This is a genomic window from Mycobacterium parascrofulaceum ATCC BAA-614, assembly GCF_000164135.1.
Classification (GTDB): Bacteria; Actinomycetota; Actinomycetes; order Mycobacteriales; family Mycobacteriaceae; genus Mycobacterium; species Mycobacterium parascrofulaceum.
Map to the genome: position 1 here is coordinate 822,368 of NZ_GG770555.1, position 16,609 is coordinate 838,976.

Annotated in this window: 16 protein-coding genes and 1 pseudogene; 8 read left to right on the forward strand and 9 right to left on the reverse strand. The window is 70.8% G+C overall.

Annotation, left to right across the window (positions count from 1 at the left end):
• The 3 genes and pseudogenes from HMPREF0591_RS33175 to HMPREF0591_RS19295 form a co-directional block, all read right to left on the reverse strand.
• Nucleotides 1-235, reverse strand: a pseudogene (locus HMPREF0591_RS33175) (hypothetical protein); the annotation flags it as partial.
• Nucleotides 228-1,760 carry an amidohydrolase gene (locus HMPREF0591_RS19290; protein ID WP_085981691.1) on the reverse strand — a complete coding sequence of 511 codons (1,533 nt, stop codon included), beginning with the start codon at nt 1,758-1,760 and terminating at the stop codon, nt 228-230. The gene HMPREF0591_RS19290 and the pseudogene HMPREF0591_RS33175, both read right to left, overlap by 8 nt.
• Before the next feature lie 106 nt (nt 1,761-1,866).
• Nucleotides 1,867-2,430 (reverse strand): FxsA family protein, encoded by a 564-nt coding sequence (locus tag HMPREF0591_RS19295; protein WP_007170333.1) that lies wholly within the window; start codon nt 2,428-2,430, stop codon nt 1,867-1,869.
• Between the two features lie 73 nt (nt 2,431-2,503).
• On the opposite strand from HMPREF0591_RS19295, the gene HMPREF0591_RS19300 reads away from it, so the two are divergent.
• Nucleotides 2,504-3,205 carry a dienelactone hydrolase family protein gene (locus tag HMPREF0591_RS19300; RefSeq protein ID WP_040623136.1) on the forward strand — a complete coding sequence of 234 codons (702 nt, stop codon included), beginning with the start codon at nt 2,504-2,506 and terminating at the stop codon, nt 3,203-3,205.
• Nucleotides 3,206-3,212: 7 nt separating this feature from the next.
• Here HMPREF0591_RS19300 and HMPREF0591_RS19305 read toward each other — a convergent pair whose 3' ends face one another.
• The 3 genes from HMPREF0591_RS19305 to HMPREF0591_RS34440 form a co-directional block, all read right to left on the reverse strand.
• The gene (locus tag HMPREF0591_RS19305) at nt 3,213-4,067 is read right to left on the reverse strand and encodes a type 1 glutamine amidotransferase domain-containing protein (RefSeq protein ID WP_007170335.1); all 855 of its coding nucleotides are present in this window, start codon (nt 4,065-4,067) and stop codon (nt 3,213-3,215) included.
• Between the two features lie 5 nt (nt 4,068-4,072).
• Nucleotides 4,073-4,459 (reverse strand): PPOX class F420-dependent oxidoreductase, encoded by a 387-nt coding sequence (locus HMPREF0591_RS19310; RefSeq protein WP_007170336.1) that lies wholly within the window; start codon nt 4,457-4,459, stop codon nt 4,073-4,075.
• A gap of 69 nt (nt 4,460-4,528) precedes the next feature.
• Complete coding sequence (locus HMPREF0591_RS34440) at nt 4,529-4,654, reverse strand: hypothetical protein (protein ID WP_279626974.1); 126 nt, start codon at nt 4,652-4,654, stop codon at nt 4,529-4,531.
• A 7-nt stretch (nt 4,655-4,661) separates the two neighbouring features.
• Between HMPREF0591_RS34440 and HMPREF0591_RS19315 the strand changes: the two genes are divergently transcribed.
• Genes HMPREF0591_RS19315 through HMPREF0591_RS19330 form a run of 4 tightly spaced genes read left to right on the forward strand, consistent with a single transcriptional unit; the run spans nt 4,662 to nt 8,425 of the window.
• Nucleotides 4,662-5,807, forward strand: coding sequence for a DUF1214 domain-containing protein (locus tag HMPREF0591_RS19315; protein WP_341860136.1), 1,146 nt, complete (start codon nt 4,662-4,664; stop codon nt 5,805-5,807).
• Nucleotides 5,804-6,949, forward strand: coding sequence for a sulfotransferase family protein (locus tag HMPREF0591_RS19320; protein WP_007170339.1), 1,146 nt, complete (start codon nt 5,804-5,806; stop codon nt 6,947-6,949). Before HMPREF0591_RS19315 ends, HMPREF0591_RS19320 begins: the two co-directional genes overlap by 4 nt.
• Nucleotides 6,936-7,622 carry a TetR/AcrR family transcriptional regulator gene (locus HMPREF0591_RS19325; protein WP_007170340.1) on the forward strand — a complete coding sequence of 229 codons (687 nt, stop codon included), beginning with the start codon at nt 6,936-6,938 and terminating at the stop codon, nt 7,620-7,622. The genes HMPREF0591_RS19320 and HMPREF0591_RS19325 overlap by 14 nt, the downstream gene beginning before the upstream one ends.
• Entirely contained in the window at nt 7,622-8,425 is an 804-nt protein-coding gene (locus HMPREF0591_RS19330) for an SDR family NAD(P)-dependent oxidoreductase (protein ID WP_007170341.1), read from the forward strand. Before HMPREF0591_RS19325 ends, HMPREF0591_RS19330 begins: the two co-directional genes overlap by 1 nt.
• A 99-nt stretch (nt 8,426-8,524) precedes the next feature.
• On the opposite strand, the gene cobN is transcribed toward HMPREF0591_RS19330, so the two are convergent.
• Nucleotides 8,525-12,097, reverse strand: a complete 3,573-nt coding sequence (gene cobN, locus HMPREF0591_RS19335; RefSeq protein WP_007170342.1) for a cobaltochelatase subunit CobN — start codon at nt 12,095-12,097, stop codon at nt 8,525-8,527.
• A 3-nt stretch (nt 12,098-12,100) separates the two neighbouring features.
• On the reverse strand, nt 12,101-12,769 hold the full coding sequence (locus HMPREF0591_RS19340) for an alpha/beta hydrolase (RefSeq protein WP_040623138.1): 669 nt from the start codon (nt 12,767-12,769) through the stop codon (nt 12,101-12,103).
• 88 nt (nt 12,770-12,857) lie between these two features.
• On the opposite strand from HMPREF0591_RS19340, the gene cobG reads away from it, so the two are divergent.
• Genes cobG through HMPREF0591_RS19355 form a run of 3 tightly spaced genes read left to right on the forward strand, consistent with a single transcriptional unit; the run spans nt 12,858 to nt 16,064 of the window.
• On the forward strand, nt 12,858-13,955 hold the full coding sequence (gene cobG, locus HMPREF0591_RS19345; protein ID WP_007170344.1) for a precorrin-3B synthase: 1,098 nt from the start codon (nt 12,858-12,860) through the stop codon (nt 13,953-13,955).
• 4 nt (nt 13,956-13,959) lie between these two features.
• A complete protein-coding gene (locus HMPREF0591_RS19350; RefSeq protein ID WP_007170345.1) occupies nt 13,960-14,586 on the forward strand; it encodes a precorrin-8X methylmutase in 627 nt (208 codons plus the stop codon).
• A complete protein-coding gene (locus tag HMPREF0591_RS19355) occupies nt 14,583-16,064 on the forward strand; it encodes a precorrin-2 C(20)-methyltransferase (RefSeq protein WP_007170346.1) in 1,482 nt (493 codons plus the stop codon). Before HMPREF0591_RS19350 ends, HMPREF0591_RS19355 begins: the two co-directional genes overlap by 4 nt.
• On the opposite strand, the gene HMPREF0591_RS19360 is transcribed toward HMPREF0591_RS19355, so the two are convergent.
• A partial coding sequence (locus HMPREF0591_RS19360; protein WP_040623140.1) for a PPW family C-terminal domain-containing PPE protein occupies nt 16,049-16,609 on the reverse strand: 561 nt, incomplete at its 5' end. The two genes, HMPREF0591_RS19355 and HMPREF0591_RS19360, sit on opposite strands and share 16 nt — an antisense overlap.

The following is a 16,609-nucleotide window of genomic DNA, read 5'->3' on the forward strand; positions in this document are numbered from 1 at the left end:
CGGTGCGCGCCGTGGCGCCGGGTTCGGTGCCGTCCGGGCCGGCGTCGGGGTCGGGTCGGGTTTCGGGCTCCGGGGCGACGGCGGCGGGCTCGTCGTCGCGATCGGACTCGGCTTCGTCGCTGATCTCGTCGCTGATCGGGTCGCTGTCCGGGCGCGCCGCCGGGGCGCCGTCCACCGGATCGGGCTCGTCGGCGTGGTCGGGCCGGCCCCTTCGGCCGAACCATTCCCTAGCCATGGATGACAGCGCCCCGATGCACCGTTCGCCGGCAGCGCGGCAGCGCGTCGTCCGGGCCCAGCCGGGGCAGGGCCGGCACCCGGGCGCGCGGGTCGGTCGACCACCGCGCAACGGCGTCCCGGGGGGCGTGGACGTCCAGGGCCCCGGCGTCCCAGATGGCGTAGGAGGCGGGTGCGCCGGGCACCAGGGTGCCCGTCATGCCGTCGTGGACGCCGGCTGCCCGCCAGCCGCCCCGGGTGGCGGCGGCGAACGCGGCCCGGGCGGAGACCGCGCTGCCGGGCGTGTGATGGTTGACCGCCGCGCGCACGCTCGCCCACGGGTCGAGACCCGTTACGGGTGCGTCGGAACCTAGCGCGAGGGGCACGCCTTGGGATGCTAACAGCGCTAACGGGTTGAGCCGACTGGCTCGCTCGGCGCCCAACCGCCGCGCGTACATGCCGTCGGCGCCGCCCCACAACGCGTCGAAGTTGGGCTGCACGCTGGCGATGACGCCCCATTGGCCCAACCGCGCGGCCTGCTCGGCGGTGACCATCTCGACGTGCTCGAGGCGATGTCCGCACCGGGCGACGGCCACCGCCCCGAGCCGCGCGACCACCCGTTCGAAGGCGCTGACCACCGCCGCGACGGCGGCGTCGCCGATGACATGGAAGCCCGCCGTCACCTGCGCCTCGGTGCAGGCCCGCACGTGCGCCTCGATGGCGTCGGGCTCGAGATAACAATTGCCGAAGCGGTCCTGGGCGTCCGCGTACGGCTCGTGCAGCCACGCGGTGCGGGATCCGAGCGCGCCGTCGACGAACAGGTCGCCGGCCAGCCCGCGGGCCCCGGTCCGCTCGATGAGCGCCCGCGCGTGTGCGGCGGTGCTCACCGCCTCACCCCAGTAGCCGGTCACCTCGACGCCGTGCCCGAGCGCACGCAGCCCGAGCCAGTCGTCCAGGCCGCCGATCTCGGGCCCGGCGCATTCGTGCACCGCGACGATGCCGGCCGCCGCCGCGGCCGCCAGGGCGGCCGTCCGGGCCTCGGCCAGCTGGCCGGGCGTCAACAGGTCACGGGCGGCCGCGCGAACCAGGTGGTGGGCGTCGTCGGTGAGCGGCCGGTCGGGGTCGAAGCCGGCCGCCGTTGGGAGGTCCACGGCCAGCCGGCGCAATCCCGTGGAGGCGAGCGCGGAGTGGACGTCGACCCGGGACAGGTAGGCCGGGCGGTCACCGAGGACGGCGTCGAGATCGGCGGTGCTCGGCGGGCTGTTTTCGGGCCACGCCGACTCGTCCCAGCCCTGCCCCCACACCGGTAGGCCCGGGTGAGCGGCCGCGTAGTCGGCGAGCAGTTGGATGCAGTGCGCGCGCGAGCGCGCCGGGCGCAGGTCCAGCCCGCTGAGCGTCAGGCCGGTCGCCGTCAGATGGATGTGGCTGTCCACGAAGCCCGGCGCGACGAAACGGCCGTCCACGTCCTCGATGTCGGCGCCGGGAAACAGCTCGCGGCCGACGTCGTCACGGCCCAGCCATGCGATGACGCCGCCGCGCACCGCCATGGCGGTGGCGTCGGGATGGGACGGGCTGTGCACCCGGCCGTTGATCAGCAGCGTGGTGGGCGTGTCGCTCACACGGCAAAACTACGTGGACTTCGGGCCGTCGCGATCAGTCCCAGCCGGGCCGCCCCGGATATCCGCCGCGCACCGGCTCGTCCGGCAGGGCGGGCGGGCGCAAGTCGCGGACGTCCACGACCTCGCCGTCGATGTAGTTGTCGCTGTAGTTGTCGCTGTAGTCGTCGCTGTAGTCGCCGACGCGGGCGCGGCCCGGCCGCGGGGCGAACAGCGTCGTGTCGGCGAGCAGCGGCATCCGCCGCCGCAGACCACGCATGGCGATCGCGGCCAAGCCGGGACCGACGGCCGACCGGACCGGCCGCACCAGCAGCAACAACCCCAATGCGGTGGTGACCAGTCCGGGCACCAGCACCAGCGCGGCGGCCAGCGTGACCAACGTCCCGTCGCGCACGGCGGTGCGCGGTTCGGCCAGGCCGGAACGCAGGTGCCCGATCTGACGGACCAGGTGCGAGCCCATCGCCGGCACCACGACGACCCAGCCGAGCAGGAACGCGCCCGCCAACGCCAGCAGCGTCCAACCCCACCCGACCGTCGAGACCAGGGCGATGACCGCCGCCAGTTCGACGGCGGCGTAGACGAAAAACAGCCGTGACAACATGTCCCGCCAACGAGCGCCGACCGCGGCGAAGTTCCCATGGTGATGCCCGGGGCGATTGCAGTTAGATGACGATATGACCACGATCGAGATCGACACCCCCGACGGACCAATCGACGCGCTGCTGGACCTCCCCACCGGCCAGGGCCCGTGGCCCGGCGTGGTCGTCATTCACGACGCGTTCGGATACGCCCACGACAAGGAGTCGACGAACAAGCGCATCGCGCAGGCCGGCTACATCGCGATCACCCCGAACATGTACGCGCGGGGCGGCCGCCTGCGCTGCATCACCCGGGTGATGAAGGAGCTGCAGACGCAGCGCGGCCGCGCCCTCGACGACATCCTGGCCGCCCGCGATCACCTGAAAGCCATGCCCGAATGTTCCGGCCAGGTCGGCATCGCGGGCTTCTGCATGGGCGGCCAGTTCGCGTTGGTCATGTCGCCCAAGGGTTTCGGCGCCTCCGCGCCGTTCTACGGCGCTCCCCTCCCCCGCCACCTCGACAAGACGCTCGACGGGGCGTGCCCGATCGTGGCCAGCTTCGGCGCCCGCGATCCGCTGGGACGGGGCGCGCCCGAGAAACTGCGCGAGACGATCGCTAAGAAGAACATCACCGCCGACGTGAAGGTCTATCCCGGCGTCGGCCACAGCTTCGCCAACGAACTGCCCGCCCAGCCACTGCTCCGGATCACCGGTTTCGGCTACGACCGCGCGGCCACCGAGGACGCCTGGCGCCGGGTCTTCGCGTTCTTCGGCGAACATCTGGCCGCCGGGACCTGATGTTGGTTCAGACCAATTTTCGCGACAACACCGTCGCGAACGTGTGGGTGTCTCCGGGCCAACGCGCCGACACATAGCCGCCGTCGTCGACGACGAACGCGGGCCGCGAGTCGGTCGCCGTGTCGCGCGCGACGCCGGAGGTCTTGCGCCACCAGCCCGGCGAACCGCGTGCGACGTCGCGGAAGTCCGCCGGATCTTCAAGTGCGCGAGTGACTTCCGATTGCACCGACATGTAGCCTCTCGCCTGGCCGGGCTGCTCGGTGTAGGTGCGGTAGTAGTCGCGGTCCCAGAATCGGGTGACCCGCGTCAATCGCCACGCCAGCCGCTCCATCGCCCACGTCAGCGCCGTCGTCTTGCGCCCGTACAGCACCGAGCGGCCCGTTGCGGGGTCGACGCTGCGCGCGGCGAGGAGCACACCGTGGCAGATGGCGGCCACGACGACCTTTCGCGCGAACCCATCGACGACCAGCCGGTGCAGGGTGTCGCTGTCGATGTAGCTGCGCATGCCGCGGGCGCGGTGCCCGCCGGGCAGCAGCAGCGCGTCGACGCCGTCGAGTGTGGCCCGGGCCCACGCGATGGGGTGGCGAAATTCGTTGGACGCCAACATCTCCCGGTAGGCGTCGCGCCCGTCCCTGTTTGCCCGCAGCGCCAGCCCGATCAGGGGGATGGCGCCGAGCACCGGCAGGGCGGACCACACGTCCAAGCCGCGGCCGGTCACCATGATGTCGTCCGCCGCCCCGGGCGCGCCGCTCTCGGTGGCGAACACCACCCGATGACCGTCGCGGGTCAGGACGCGCCAGCTGACGGCGACCTCGGTCGGGTCGAAGTCGCGGTCCGGGATCGGGATGAGGACGGTGCCCACGCGGCCTAGGCCTGGGCCAACCTGAGCTCGAGGCCGACGTTGTTCTCCATGCCGCCGCGCAGCTTGCTGAAGAAGTTGAAGACCTTGCCCACGACGCCGTAGCGCTTCCCGATGGCGTCGTAGACCGCCGCGGTGTGCGACTTGTCGAGGATCGCGGCGGTTCCTTCGACGGCCTCGCTGGTCGGGCGGCCCTGCATGGTGCAGGTGGCCAGGGAGACCCGCGGGGTGTTGCGAATCCGCTTGACCTTCCACGACTTTTCCTGGGTGATGACCAGCAGCCGGTCCTGGTCGGCGGCCGCCCAGATCGGTGTCGGCTTGGGCTTGCCGTCCTTGGTGAAGGTGGTCAGCAGGATGTATTGCGCCTTGGCGAGATCGGCGAATGTGGGCGTCACGGTAACAAGGTACGCCGCACCGACTCGACATTGACATCGCGAGCGCTCACTGCGATAGTCGTGACATCCTTAAGCGAAAATATTGTTTTCATTTAAGGCTGGTGCAACGACGGAAGCGGAAAACTTGAGCGAGCCGAAAACACCGCTGGCATGGCTGCCGTTCTCAATCGCATAGGCGGCGTTGTCGGAAGACACCGGCAACGTGGACCTTCTTCAGGCGTGGTCCCACCTGCTGGTCCAGCTGCGCGAAGCCGCACGGACCGTCGAATCCGACCCGGTGAATCGAAACCGAATCGACCTCGCCGCCGGCATCCGGCATTTGCTGGTATTGCTTGCCGCCGGAATCGACGAGGTGCTGCTTTTCGATCCGCACCCGGTTCTGAGCGTGCGCCGCACCAGCACGGACGACCTGGTGACCTGGGGCATGGAATGCCCCGACTGCCTCTACACCCGTGCCGTGTTGCGCGGCGGCGAGAGTTATCGGCTGTTCGGAAATCGCGGCACGGCGAGGTACGTCGGGCTGCAGACCATGAACGGGATCGCCGCGACGGCGAATGCGCTGGTGGACGAGCTCGACGTGGATGCGGACGGCAACTTCGAGGTCGTGCTGTCGGCCGATGACCGACCGGGAAATTGGATGCGGATCGAGGGGGACCGTCCCACGTTGACGGTGCGCCACTTCTTCTACGACTGGGACACCGAGGTGGCCTCGTCGTTGCGCATCGAGAGAGTCGGCGAGGCGGTGGAAACCACCGGCCCTTCGGTCGATCCGGACACGCTGGTGTCGCGGCAGATCACCGCCCTCGGTGACTTCGTCGCCGACAACCTTGCGTTCTTCCTGCAATTCGGCGTCGCGGCGTCGCCCAACGGATTCCTGCCACCGATCGACCGCACCGACATGGGGGCGGCGGCGGAGAACAGACCGGTAATCGGTCGGTGGGAGCTGGGCCCGGATGAGGCGCTCATCGTGGAAGTGGAGCCACCCCAAGGGCTTTACTGGAGCCTTTCCATCGGCAATCCGTGGTGGGAGACGATTCATTACGGGCGCCACCAGTCCAGCCTCAATGCCCATCAGGCCGTCGTGGACACCGATGGCTTGGTGCGCGTGGTGCTGTGCCCCGACGACCCGGGCGTCGCCAATTGGCTCGACACCACCGGCCACAGCAACGGCCCGATCATCCTGCGCTGCGTGCGCACCGAGACGGCCCCGACGCCGGCGGCCCGCGTGGTGCCCGTCGGCGCCATTCGAGCGGAGTTGCCTCCGGACACCACAGAAGTCACCCCCGAACAGCGCCGGTCCGTTCTCGCGGCGCGTCGCCGCGCCGTGCAGAACAGGTTTGCGCAATGACGTTCGACGCCGACGAGCTGGAAGACGGTGCCCGTGCCGCAACGGGTCTCGACGATTTCGGATCGCCCTACTACCGCGAGGGACTCGAGCGCATCGTCGACGCGCTGAACACCCTGGCCGACCTCAACGACATCGGCCGGGTCATCCAGCACGCCACTATCAGCAACGCCCTGATTCAGCGCCTCAAGATCGAGGACACTTACGGCCGCCATCCCGAGATCGAGGACGAGGTGGTCCACGGCCCCGTATTCGTGATCGGGTTACCCCGCACCGGCACCACCGCATTGAGTCAACTGGTGGCCGCCGACCCGCAATTCCGGTCGCTACGGATGTGGGAATCCCAAGCCCCCACCCCGCCGCCGGAGGCTGCGACCCAACACACCGATCCGCGGATCGCACAGGCCGAGGCCGGCCTGAAGATGCTCGATGACATGTTCCCCCTCATGAAGACGCTGTACAACTCCGAGCCGACGGCACCGACCGAATGCCAGGATCTGATGGGAATGAGCTTCCGCACGTTCCACTTCGACGGCGCCGTTCGCGCGCCCGAATACCTCGCGTGGCTGATGGACTGCGACATGCGCGGGACCTACACGTTTCACCGGCGAGTGCTGCAGCTGCTGCAATGGCATTGCCCACCGACGCTCTGGCATCTGAAGACCCCGGTGCACATGTTCGCGCTCGACGCGCTCGTCGAGGCATACCCGGACGCCAAATTCCTTTGGAGCCACCGCGATCCGGCGAAGGTGATGGGGTCGGTATGCAGCCTCATCCAGTACCTGCGCAGCTGGAGCAGCGATCGCAACGACGCCAACGAACTCGGCGCCGAGCAGGTCGACAGCTGGGTCGAAGCCGTAAGGCGGGCAATGGATTTCCGCAGCCGCGTCGGCGACGACCGATTCGCCGACGTCTCGTTCACGGATCTGCAGACCGATCCAGTGCATACCCTGCGAACGGGCTACGAGGCCTTGGGCTTGAGCTTCACCGATGCCACTATGGCCTCCGTCGAGCGGTGGGCCGAAGGTCACCGACCCGGCTCCCGTGGCGCGCATGACTATGAGTTGGCCGACTACGGCCTGACGCCCGAAGGCGTCCGTGAACGGTTTGCCGACTACCTCGCCACCTACGATGCCACCGGCTGACGAAGTGACCGCTCCTCGCACGCGGCGACGCGACAAGCTGCGTCCCGACCCGGAAGTACGCCGCGAGATCCTGCAGGCCGCGTCGACCGCTTTGCGCGAGCACGGGGTTCGCGGCCTGGGTATCAGCGCCGTGCTGGAACGGGCAGGGTTGAGCACACGCGCGTTCTATCGGCATTTCGCCTCCAAAGACGAATTGATTGCCGCGGTCTTCCTGGAGAACGCGCGCGTCGAGAAGCGGCGCCTGCGGCGCCGAATGAACCGAGCCGCCACGGACATCGAGGCGGTGGCGGCGTGGATTGACGGGCGACTCGATTTGGCGTTCGACGAAACCATCGGCGCTGACTTGCGCCGGTTGTCGATGGAGGCTCAATCTCAGATGTTCGCCTCCCCCATCCTCGTTCAGCCCGCATATGCCGAGATCCTCGAGCCACTCAGCGAATGCCTTCGGCGCGGCTCATCCAACGGAATGTTCCACCACATCGATCCGGTTACCGACGCCCAATTCATCCACGGCGTCGTCTGGGCCGGCATCGACCGACAGTGGGCGACCGGGGATTGTGACCGCGACGACCTCCGCCGACGCAGTGTGCGTTTCTGCCTGCGCGGGTTGGGCGTGACACCGGAAGCGATCGAGCGGGTGTGCCCTCAACCGAATAGCGAAGGAGGCTGCTGATGGATCTGGGGTTCGCGGGATCGACGGCCGTGGTCACCGGGGGCAGCAAAGGCATGGGACTGGCGATCGCCGAAACCCTTGCGGCCGAGGGGGCCAGCGTCGCCGTGATGGCCAGAAGCCGTGGACCGCTCGACATCGCGGTCACGGCACTGCGCGCCGCCGGCGCTCCGGACGCCGTTGGAATCAGCGTCGACATGGCCGATGCCCGGTCCATCACGGATGCCTTCGAAATGGTCTCCGAGCGCTGGGGTCGACTCAATTGCTTGGTCCACACGATCGGACCCGGGGACGGCTACTTCGAGCAGATGGACGACGCACAATGGGACGAGGCGTTCGCCGTCGGCACCATGTCGGGCGTCAGGTCGATCCGCGCCTCGTTGCCGCTGCTGCGGTCCGCCGATTGGGCCCGCATCGTGACGCTGTCCGCACACTCGATTCAGCGGCAGAACCCGCGCATCGTCGCCTATACGGCAGCCAAGGCGGCACTGGCCAGCGTCACCAAGAACTTGTCGAAAAGCCTTGCCAAGGACGGCATCCTGGTCAACTGCGTGTGCCCCGGGACCATCGTCACGGCCAGCTTCACCGAGGCGCTCAAAGACATCCTCGCCGCCGGCGGCCTCGACGCCACCGATCCGGTCGACGTCATGACCTGGATCGACGACAACTTTCACCAGCCCTGCGACCTCGGCCGCGCCGGACTTCCCGAAGAGGTCGCCTCGATTACCGCCTACCTGGCGTCGCGGCGAAACGGTTACGTCACCGGGGCCACCGTCAACGTCGACGGCGGATCGGACTTCATCTGAGGTTTCAGCCGTGCCGTGTGTGCGGCCAGCCGCACGTTCGGTGCCCAGTGTGCGGCCAGCCGCACGTTGGGCGGGGCTCCCAACACGCTGTCAACCTACCTAGCCCTCCAGGTCGCCCTCGGTTTCCAGCAGCGCCTGGCGCAGGCCGTCGAGGGTATCCGGTTGCGGCCGTTCCCACATGCCGCGGCCGGCGGCCTCCAGCAGCCGTTCGGCCATGCCGTGGAGCGCCCAGGGATTGGATTCGGCCATGAACTTGCGGTTCTCGGGATCCAGCACGTAGCGCTCGGTGAGCTGCTCATACATCCAGTCGGCCATCACGTGAGCGGTCGCGTCGTAGCCGAACAGGTAGTCGACGGTGGCCGCCATCTCGAACGCGCCCTTGTAGCCGTGCCGGCGCATCGCGGCCATCCAGCGGGGGTTGACGACGCGGGCGCGGAACACCCGGGTGGTCTCCTCGGACAGCGTGCGGGTGCGGATCGCGTCGGGCCTGGTGTTGTCGCCGATGTAGGCGGCCGGGGCCTGGCCCGTCAACGCCCGGACGGTGGCGACCATGCCGCCGTGGTACTGGAAGTAGTCGTCGGAGTCGGCGATGTCGTGTTCGCGAGTGTCGGTGTTCTTGGCGGCCACCACGATCCGCCGGTACTGGCGGTTCATGTCGTCGACGGCCTCACGGCCGTCCAGGTCGCGACCGTAGGCGAAACCGCCCCAGGCGGTGTACACCTGCGCCAGGTCGGCGTCGTCGCGCCAGTTGCGGCTGTCGATCAGCTGCAGCAGCCCCGCCCCGTAGGTGCCCGGCTTCGAACCGAAAATCCTTGTCGTCGAGCGTCGTTGATCGCCGTGCTGGGCCAGGTCGGCCTGGGCGTGCGCGCGCACGTAGTTGTCGCCGGCGGGCTCGTCGAGGCCGGCGACCAACCGCACCGCGTCGTCGAGCATCGTCACCACGTGCGGGAACGCGTCACGGAAGAACCCCGAGATGCGCACGGTAACGTCGATGCGCGGGCGGCCCAGCTCGGTCAGCGGGATGGCAGTGAGGTCGACGATGCGCCGCGACGCGTCGTCCCAGACCGGCCGGACGCCCAGCAGGGCAAGGACTTCGGCGATGTCGTCGCCGGCGGTGCGCATGGCCGAGGTGCCCCACACCGACAGCCCCACCGATTGCGGCCACCGACCGTGGTCGTCGCGGTAGCGGGTCAGCAGCGAATCCGCCAGGGCCACACCGGCTTCCCAGGCCAGCCGCGACGGCACCGCCTTGGGATCGACCGAGTAGAAATTGCGCCCGGTGGGCAGCACGTTGACCAGACCGCGCAGCGGAGATCCCGACGGGCCGGCCGGGATGAACCGGCCGTCCAGCGCGTTGAGCACCTGGTCGATTTCGGCGGCGGTGCCGGCGAGGCGGGGCACCACCTCGGTCGCCGCGAACCGCAGCACCGCCGCCGCCGCCGGATTGTCGGTGATGCGGTCGGCGGCGGCGGGATCCCAGCCGCTGGCCTGCAGCGCGGCGACGAGTTCGCGCGCGGCGGCCTCGGCCCGGTCGACCGAGGCCCGTTCGTCGGTGCCGTCCTCGGCCAGGCCCAGCGCCTGCCGCAGCCCGGGCAAGGTGTGCTCGCCGCCGAACAGTTGGCGGGCCCGCAGGATGGCCAGCACGAGGTCGAGTTCCACGTCGCCCGTGGGCTTTTGGCCCAGAACGTGCAGGCCGTCGCGGATCTGCACGTCCTTGATCTCGCACAGCCAGCCGTCGACGTGCAGCAGCATGTCGTCGAACGAGTCCTCGGGCGGCCGCTCGGTGAGCCCGAGGTCGTGGTCCATCTTGGCGGCCCTGATCAGCGTCCAGATCTGCTGGCGGATGGCGGGCAGCTTGCCGGGATCGAGCGCCGCGACGTTGGCGTGCTCGTCGAGCAGCTGCTCCAGCCGGGCGATGTCGCCGTAGGTTTCGGCGCGCGCCATCGGCGGGATGAGGTGGTCGACCAGCACGGCGTGCGCCCGCCGCTTGGCCTGGGTGCCCTCGCCGGGGTCGTTGACCAGGAAGGGATAGATCAGCGGAAGATCGCCCAGCGCGGCGTCGGACCCGCAGGCCGCCGACATGCCCAGTGTCTTGCCCGGCAGCCACTCCAGGTTGCCGTGCTTGCCCAGGTGCACCACCGCGTCCGATCCGAATCCGGTGTCCAGCCAGTGGTAGGCGGCCAGATAGTGGTGGCTGGGCGGCAGGTCCGGGTCGTGATAGATCGCCACCGGGTTCTCCCCGAAGCCGCGGGGCGGCTGCACCATCAGCACCAGGTTGCCCGATTGCATTGCGGCGATGACGATTTCACCGTCGGGGTCGTGTGTGCGATCCACGAAGAGGTCGCCGGGCGGCGGACCCCAATGGTGCGTCACCGCGTCGGTCAGCTCGGCGGGCAAGGTGGCGAACCAGTCGCGATAGTCCCTGGCGGAGACCCGGATCGGGTTGCCGGCCAGCTGCCCTTCGGTGAGCCAGTCGGGGTCCTGCCCGCCGCGTTCGATCAGAGCGTGAATCAGCGCGTCGCCGTCGTTGGCCTCGACCCCGGGCAGCTCGCCCACCCGGTAGCCGCGCTCGCCCATCGCCCGCAGCAGGGCGATGGCGCTGGCCGGGGTGTCCAGCCCGACCGCGTTGCCGATACGCGCGTGCTTGGTGGGGTAGGCCGAGAACACCAGGGCCACCCGCTTGTCCGCCGGGGCGACGTGGCGCAGCCGGGCGTGCCTTACCGCCAGGCCCGCGACGCGCGCGCACCGTTCCGGGTCGGCGACGTAGGAGATCAGCCCGTCGTCGTCGATCTCCTTGAAGGAGAACGGGACCGTGATGATGCGGCCGTCGAACTCGGGCACCGCCACCTGGGTGGCGACGTCGAGCGGGCTCAGGCCGTCGTCGTTTTCACTCCATTGCGCCCGGGAGCTGGTCAGGCATAGCCCCTGTAGGATCGGAATGCCCAGGGCCGCAAGGTGTTCGACGTTCCAGCTGTCGTCATCGCCGCCGGCGGACACCGTGGCCGGCTTCAGTCCCCCGGCGGCCAGAACGGTGACCACCATGGCGTCGGCGTCGCCGAGGCGTTGCAGCAGTTCGGGTTCGGCGGTGCGCAGCGACGCACAGTAGACCGGCAACGGCCGCCCGCCGGCGTCCTCGATGGCCCGGCACAGCGCCTCGACGTATCCGGTGTTGCCGGCCAGCTGCTGAGCGCGGTAGTAGAGGACGGCGATGGTGGGCCCGTCGGCCGCGCCGGTGGGCCGCTCCAGCTCCCCCCAGGTCGGCGTGACGACCGGCGGGCCGAACCCGAAGCCGGTCATCAGCACGGTGTCGGACAGGAAGGCGTGCAACTGGCGCAGGTTGTCCACGCCGCCGTGGGCCAGGTAGATGTGCGCCTGCACCGCGATGCCGGCGGCGAGCGTGGACAGGCCGGTCAGCTCGGCGTCGGCGGCCTGCTCGCCGCTGACCAGCACGGTTGGCACACCGCTGGCGATCACCGCGTCGATGCCGCTCTGCCAGGCGCGATAGCCGCCGAGGATGCGGACCACCGCGATCGAGGCGCCGGCCAGCAGGTCCGGGAGTTCCTCGTCGCCCAGCCGCGACGGGTTGGCCCATCGATAGTTCTTGCCGCTGGCGCGAGCGCTGATCAGGTCCGTATCGGACGTCGACAGCAGCAGGATGGTCGGCTCAGCCACCCCTCATTCGTACCGCAGCGTCGCCGCGATCCGGGCGGCGACCTCTCCGGCGACCCGCAGCGCCTCCTCGCTCTTCCCCGGCTCGTAGCGATCCGCGACGGCGTCGTAATCGGCGCCGGCGATCGACCCGTGGTCGGCCGCCAGTTCCGCCAGCTCGACCGGCCAGCCGGCCCGTCGCAGGCCTTCGGCGAACTCCCTGCTGGCCGCCGCCGGGACGACGTCGTCGGCCAGGCCGTGCAGCAGGGTGAACGGCGTGCCGATCCGCTGCGACGGAAGCTCGTCGGTCACGCACCGACCGAAAATCGGGTCCGGGACCATGAACGCGCCCGCCAGACAGACCGTGTGGGCCAAATCCGCATCGCCGCTCAGCGTCAGGGCCGCCGCGGCCGCGCCTCCCATCGACCACCCGACGAGCACGATGGCGTTTCCCTCGCCGGCGAAGTCGCGGGCGAAATCGAGCGACCGCAACAGGTCCGCGCGCCCGCCGTCGTCGGCGTGCGAGTTCCAGTCCGGCGCCACCACCGCCGCGCCGCGCCCGGCGAGTATGCCGGCGAGCGGACGGAAGGCGGCGCGCGCGTCGGTCTGCATGCCGTGCCACAGCAGGACGGTGGGTTGCGTCGGATCGCCATAGACGTCGGCCAATCGTCCCGGGGCGTACTCCACTGTCCGCACGCAGACGAGGGTGCCCCGGGCCGGGCCGTATCAATCACCCCCGGCCGCCGCCCAATGTGCATTGGGCTGCCGTCGGTACCGTGGACGGGTGGCCAGGACGCGCGGCACCGACGCCTGCCCGGGTGCGCTGCAGGTGCACCGGGCGGCCGACGGCGCCCTGGCACGGATTCGGCTCCCCGGCGGCGCGCTGACCGCCGCCCAGCTGGCCGCGCTGGCGCGGGTGGCGAGCGAATACGGCTCGTCGACGCTGGAGCTCACCGCCCGCGGCAACATCCAGGTGCGCGGGATCACCGACGAGGCGGCCGCCGCGGACGCCATCGCCGCCGCCGGGCTGTTGCCGTCGGCGACGCACGAGCGGGTCCGCAACATCGTCGCGTCGCCGCTCTCCGGCCGGGCCGGCGGCAACGTCGACGCGCGACCGTGGGTCGCAGCCCTGGACGCGGTGATCTGCGCCGAGCCCCGACTCGCCGGGCTGGGCGGCCGGTTCTGGTTCAGCGTCGACGACGGGCGCGCCGACGTGTCGGGTCTGTGCGCCGACGTCGGCGTGCACGTGTTTCCCGACGGCTGCGCCCTGCTGCTGGCGGGACGCGACACCGGTGTGCGGCTGGGCGCCGACGAGGTGGTCGAGACGCTGGCGGTCATCGCCACACGCTTCGCCACCACGCGCGGAAGCGCTTGGCGCGTCAAGGAATTGGATGATCTCGACGCTCTGCTGCCCGGAGTTGAACTCGGCGTCGCCCCCTTTCCCGCGGTCACCAGGCCGCCGGTGGGCTGGATCGCCCAGGACGAAGGTCGGGTGGCGCTGGGCGCCGCGGTGCCGCTGGGCGTGCTGTCCGCCCGCGTCGCGGAGTACCTGGCGGCGATCGAGGCGCCGCTGGTGATCACGCCGTGGCGGTCGGTGCTGGTGTGCGATCTGGACGAGGCGGTCGCCGACGTCGCGCTGCGGGTGCTGGCCCCGTTGGGTTTGGTCTTCGACGAGAACTCCCCCTGGCTGGACGTCAGCGCCTGCACCGGCAGCCCCGGGTGCGCGCACTCGGCCGCCGATGTGCGGGCCGACGCCGCGCAGGCGCTGGAAGCGGATTCGGGGGTGCACCGTCACTTCGTCGGCTGCGAACGCGCGTGCGGCAGCCCGCTCGCCGGTGAGGTGCTGCTGGCGACCGGCGACGGATACCGCCAGCTACGGTAATCGGGTGCTCGACTACATCCGCGACGCGGCGGAGATCTACCGCCAGTCGTTCGCGACCATCCGCGCGGAGGCCGACCTGACCCGGTTCCCCGACGACGTCGCGCGCGTAGTGGTCCGGCTGATCCACACCTGCGGGCAGGTCGACGTCGCCGAGCACGTCGCGTTCACCGACGACGTCGCGGCGCGCGTCGGTGCCGCCCTGCGCGGCGGCGCCCCGGTGCTGTGCGATTCCTCGATGGTGGCGGCCGGGATCACCGCCGCGCGGCTGCCGGCCGGCAACGAGGTGGTCTCACTGGTGGCCGATCCGCGCGCCCCCGAACTGGCCGCGCGCCGGCACACCACCCGATCGGCTGCCGGGGTCGAGCTGTGGGCCGATCGGCTGCCCGGTGCGGTGCTCGCGATCGGCAACGCGCCGACGGCCCTGTTCCGGCTGCTCGAGCTGGTCGACGAGGGCGTCTCCCCGCCGGCCGGCGTGCTGGGCGGCCCGGTCGGATTCGTGGGATCGGCGCAGTCCAAGCAGGAGCTCATCGACCGTCCGCGCGGGATGTCCTATCTGGTGGTGCGGGGCCGCCGCGGCGGCAGCGCCATGGCCGCCGCGGCCGTCAACGCGATCGCGAGCGACCGCGAATGACCGCGCGAGGGACCCTGTGGGGCGTCGGGCTGGGCCCGGGCGACCCCGAACTGGTCACCGTCAAGGCGGCCCGGGTGATCGGCGAGGCCGACGTCGTGGCCTACCACAGCGCCCGGCACGGCCGCAGCATCGCGCGCGGCATCGCCGAACCGTACCTGCGGCCCGGCCAGCTCGAGGAGCACCTGATCTACCCGGTGACCACCGAGGTGACCGACCACCCCGGCGGCTACGCGGGGGCGCTGGAGGACTTCTACGTCGAAGCCGCCGCGCGCATCGCCGCACACCTGGACGCGGGCCGCAATGTGGCGCTGCTCGCCGAGGGCGACCCGCTGTTCTACAGCTCGTACATGCACCTGCACACCCGGCTGACGCAGCGGTTCGACGCCGTCATCGTGCCGGGTGTGACGTCGGTGAGCGCCGCCTCGGCGGCCATCGCGACGCCGTTGGTCGCCGGCGACGAGGTGCTCTCGGTGCTGCCGGGCACCCTGCCGGTCGCCGAGCTGACCCGCCGCCTGGCCGACGCCGACGCCGCGGTGGTGCTGAAACTGGGGCGGTCATATCACGCTGTGCGGGAAGCGCTTTCGGCTTCCGGCCAACTTGACGACACGTACTACGTCGAGCGTGCCAGCACCTCCGGGCAGCGCATCCTGCCCGCCGCCGACGTCGACGAGGCCGGCGTGCCGTACTTCTCGCTGGCGATGCTGCCGGGCGGGCGGCGTGGCCGTCAGTCGCCGCCCGCCGGGTCCGTCGCGGTGGTCGGGTTGGGTCCCGGCGACAGCGACTGGATGACCCCGCAGAGCCGGCGCGAGCTGGCGGCCGCCACCGACCTGATCGGCTACGGCGGCTATCTGGATCGCGTGCCGGTCCGCGACGGCCAACGCCGGCACCCCAGCGACAACACCGACGAACCCGAGCGTGCCCGACTGGCCTGCGCGCTGGCCGAGGAGGGCCGGGCGGTGGCGGTGGTGTCGTCGGGCGATCCCGGGGTCTTCGCGATGGCCACCGCCGTGCTGGAGGAGGCCAAGGAGTGGCCGGCGGTGCGGGTCCGGGTCATTCCGGCGATGACGGCCGCTCAGGCCGTGGCCAGCCGGGTCGGCGCCCCGCTGGGCCACGACTACGCGGTGATCTCGCTGTCCGATCGGCTCAAGCCGTGGGAGATCATCTCCGAGCGGCTGGCCGCCGCGGCCGCCGCCGACCTCGTGCTGGCGATCTACAACCCGGCGTCCAGGACGCGAACATGGCAGGTCGCCGCGATGCGGGACCTGTTGCTGCAACACCGCGAACCCGGCACGCCGGTGGTGGTCGGACGCAGTGTTGCCGGGCCCGACGAAGATGTCCGCGTGGTGCGGCTGGCCGACCTCGACCCCGCCACCGTGGACATGCGCTGCCTGCTGATCGTCGGCTCGTCGCAAACCCAATGGTACGCAGGCGATTCCGGCGATCGGGTGTTCACGCCCCGGCGCTACCCGCTCGGCTGATCGTCGTTGCTCCAGCTGCCGGGCATCATCGGCACGGTGGGGCCTTCGCTCAGCCCGCCGCGGGTCAGCGTCGCCAAACCCGCGGGCCGGGCCGCACCGGATGTCGCTGCGGCCCCGGCGAATCCGAGCGATCCCCCACCCCGCTCGGAGGGGTGCACGGTGTCGGGGTCTTCGGCGTCGAGGCCCGAATCCTGGTCGAGGTCCATGAACTCGTACCGGTAGGCGCGATCCGTGGCCGTCCCGGCGCGGCGGCGACGGGCCCGAGCCTTCTTCTTGGCCGCGGCCGCCGCTGCGGCCTCGGCGGGTGCGTCGAGGTCGTCGGGCGCCGGCTCTGCTGACTTGCGGCGCGCCCGGCCGCTGGCGCTTCCGCGCGCCGCCAACCCCGACAGCGCCGCCGCGTACAGGCCGTCGGACATGCCGGCGCCGATGCCGTCCGTCGCGGTCGGCCCGAAGCCGACTCCGGGTCCGCCGCCCACCGGTCCGCCACCGGCCGGAGTGGCCACGGTCGACGCGGGCGCGCCGGACGCCGCCGGGGCGGTGCTCAC

Coding starts and splice junctions, on each gene's coding strand:
- HMPREF0591_RS19290 (WP_085981691.1), bottom strand. CDS start 1,760: ATGGCGGTGCGCGGCGGCGTCATCGCATGGCTGGGCCGTGACGACGTC.
- HMPREF0591_RS19295 (WP_007170333.1), bottom strand. CDS start 2,430: ATGTTGTCACGGCTGTTTTTCGTCTACGCCGCCGTCGAACTGGCGGCG.
- HMPREF0591_RS19300 (WP_040623136.1), top strand. CDS start 2,504: ATGACCACGATCGAGATCGACACCCCCGACGGACCAATCGACGCGCTG.
- HMPREF0591_RS19320 (WP_007170339.1), top strand. CDS start 5,804: ATGACGTTCGACGCCGACGAGCTGGAAGACGGTGCCCGTGCCGCAACG.
- HMPREF0591_RS19325 (WP_007170340.1), top strand. CDS start 6,936: ATGCCACCGGCTGACGAAGTGACCGCTCCTCGCACGCGGCGACGCGAC.
- HMPREF0591_RS19330 (WP_007170341.1), top strand. CDS start 7,622: ATGGATCTGGGGTTCGCGGGATCGACGGCCGTGGTCACCGGGGGCAGC.
- HMPREF0591_RS19355 (WP_007170346.1), top strand. CDS start 14,583: ATGACCGCGCGAGGGACCCTGTGGGGCGTCGGGCTGGGCCCGGGCGAC.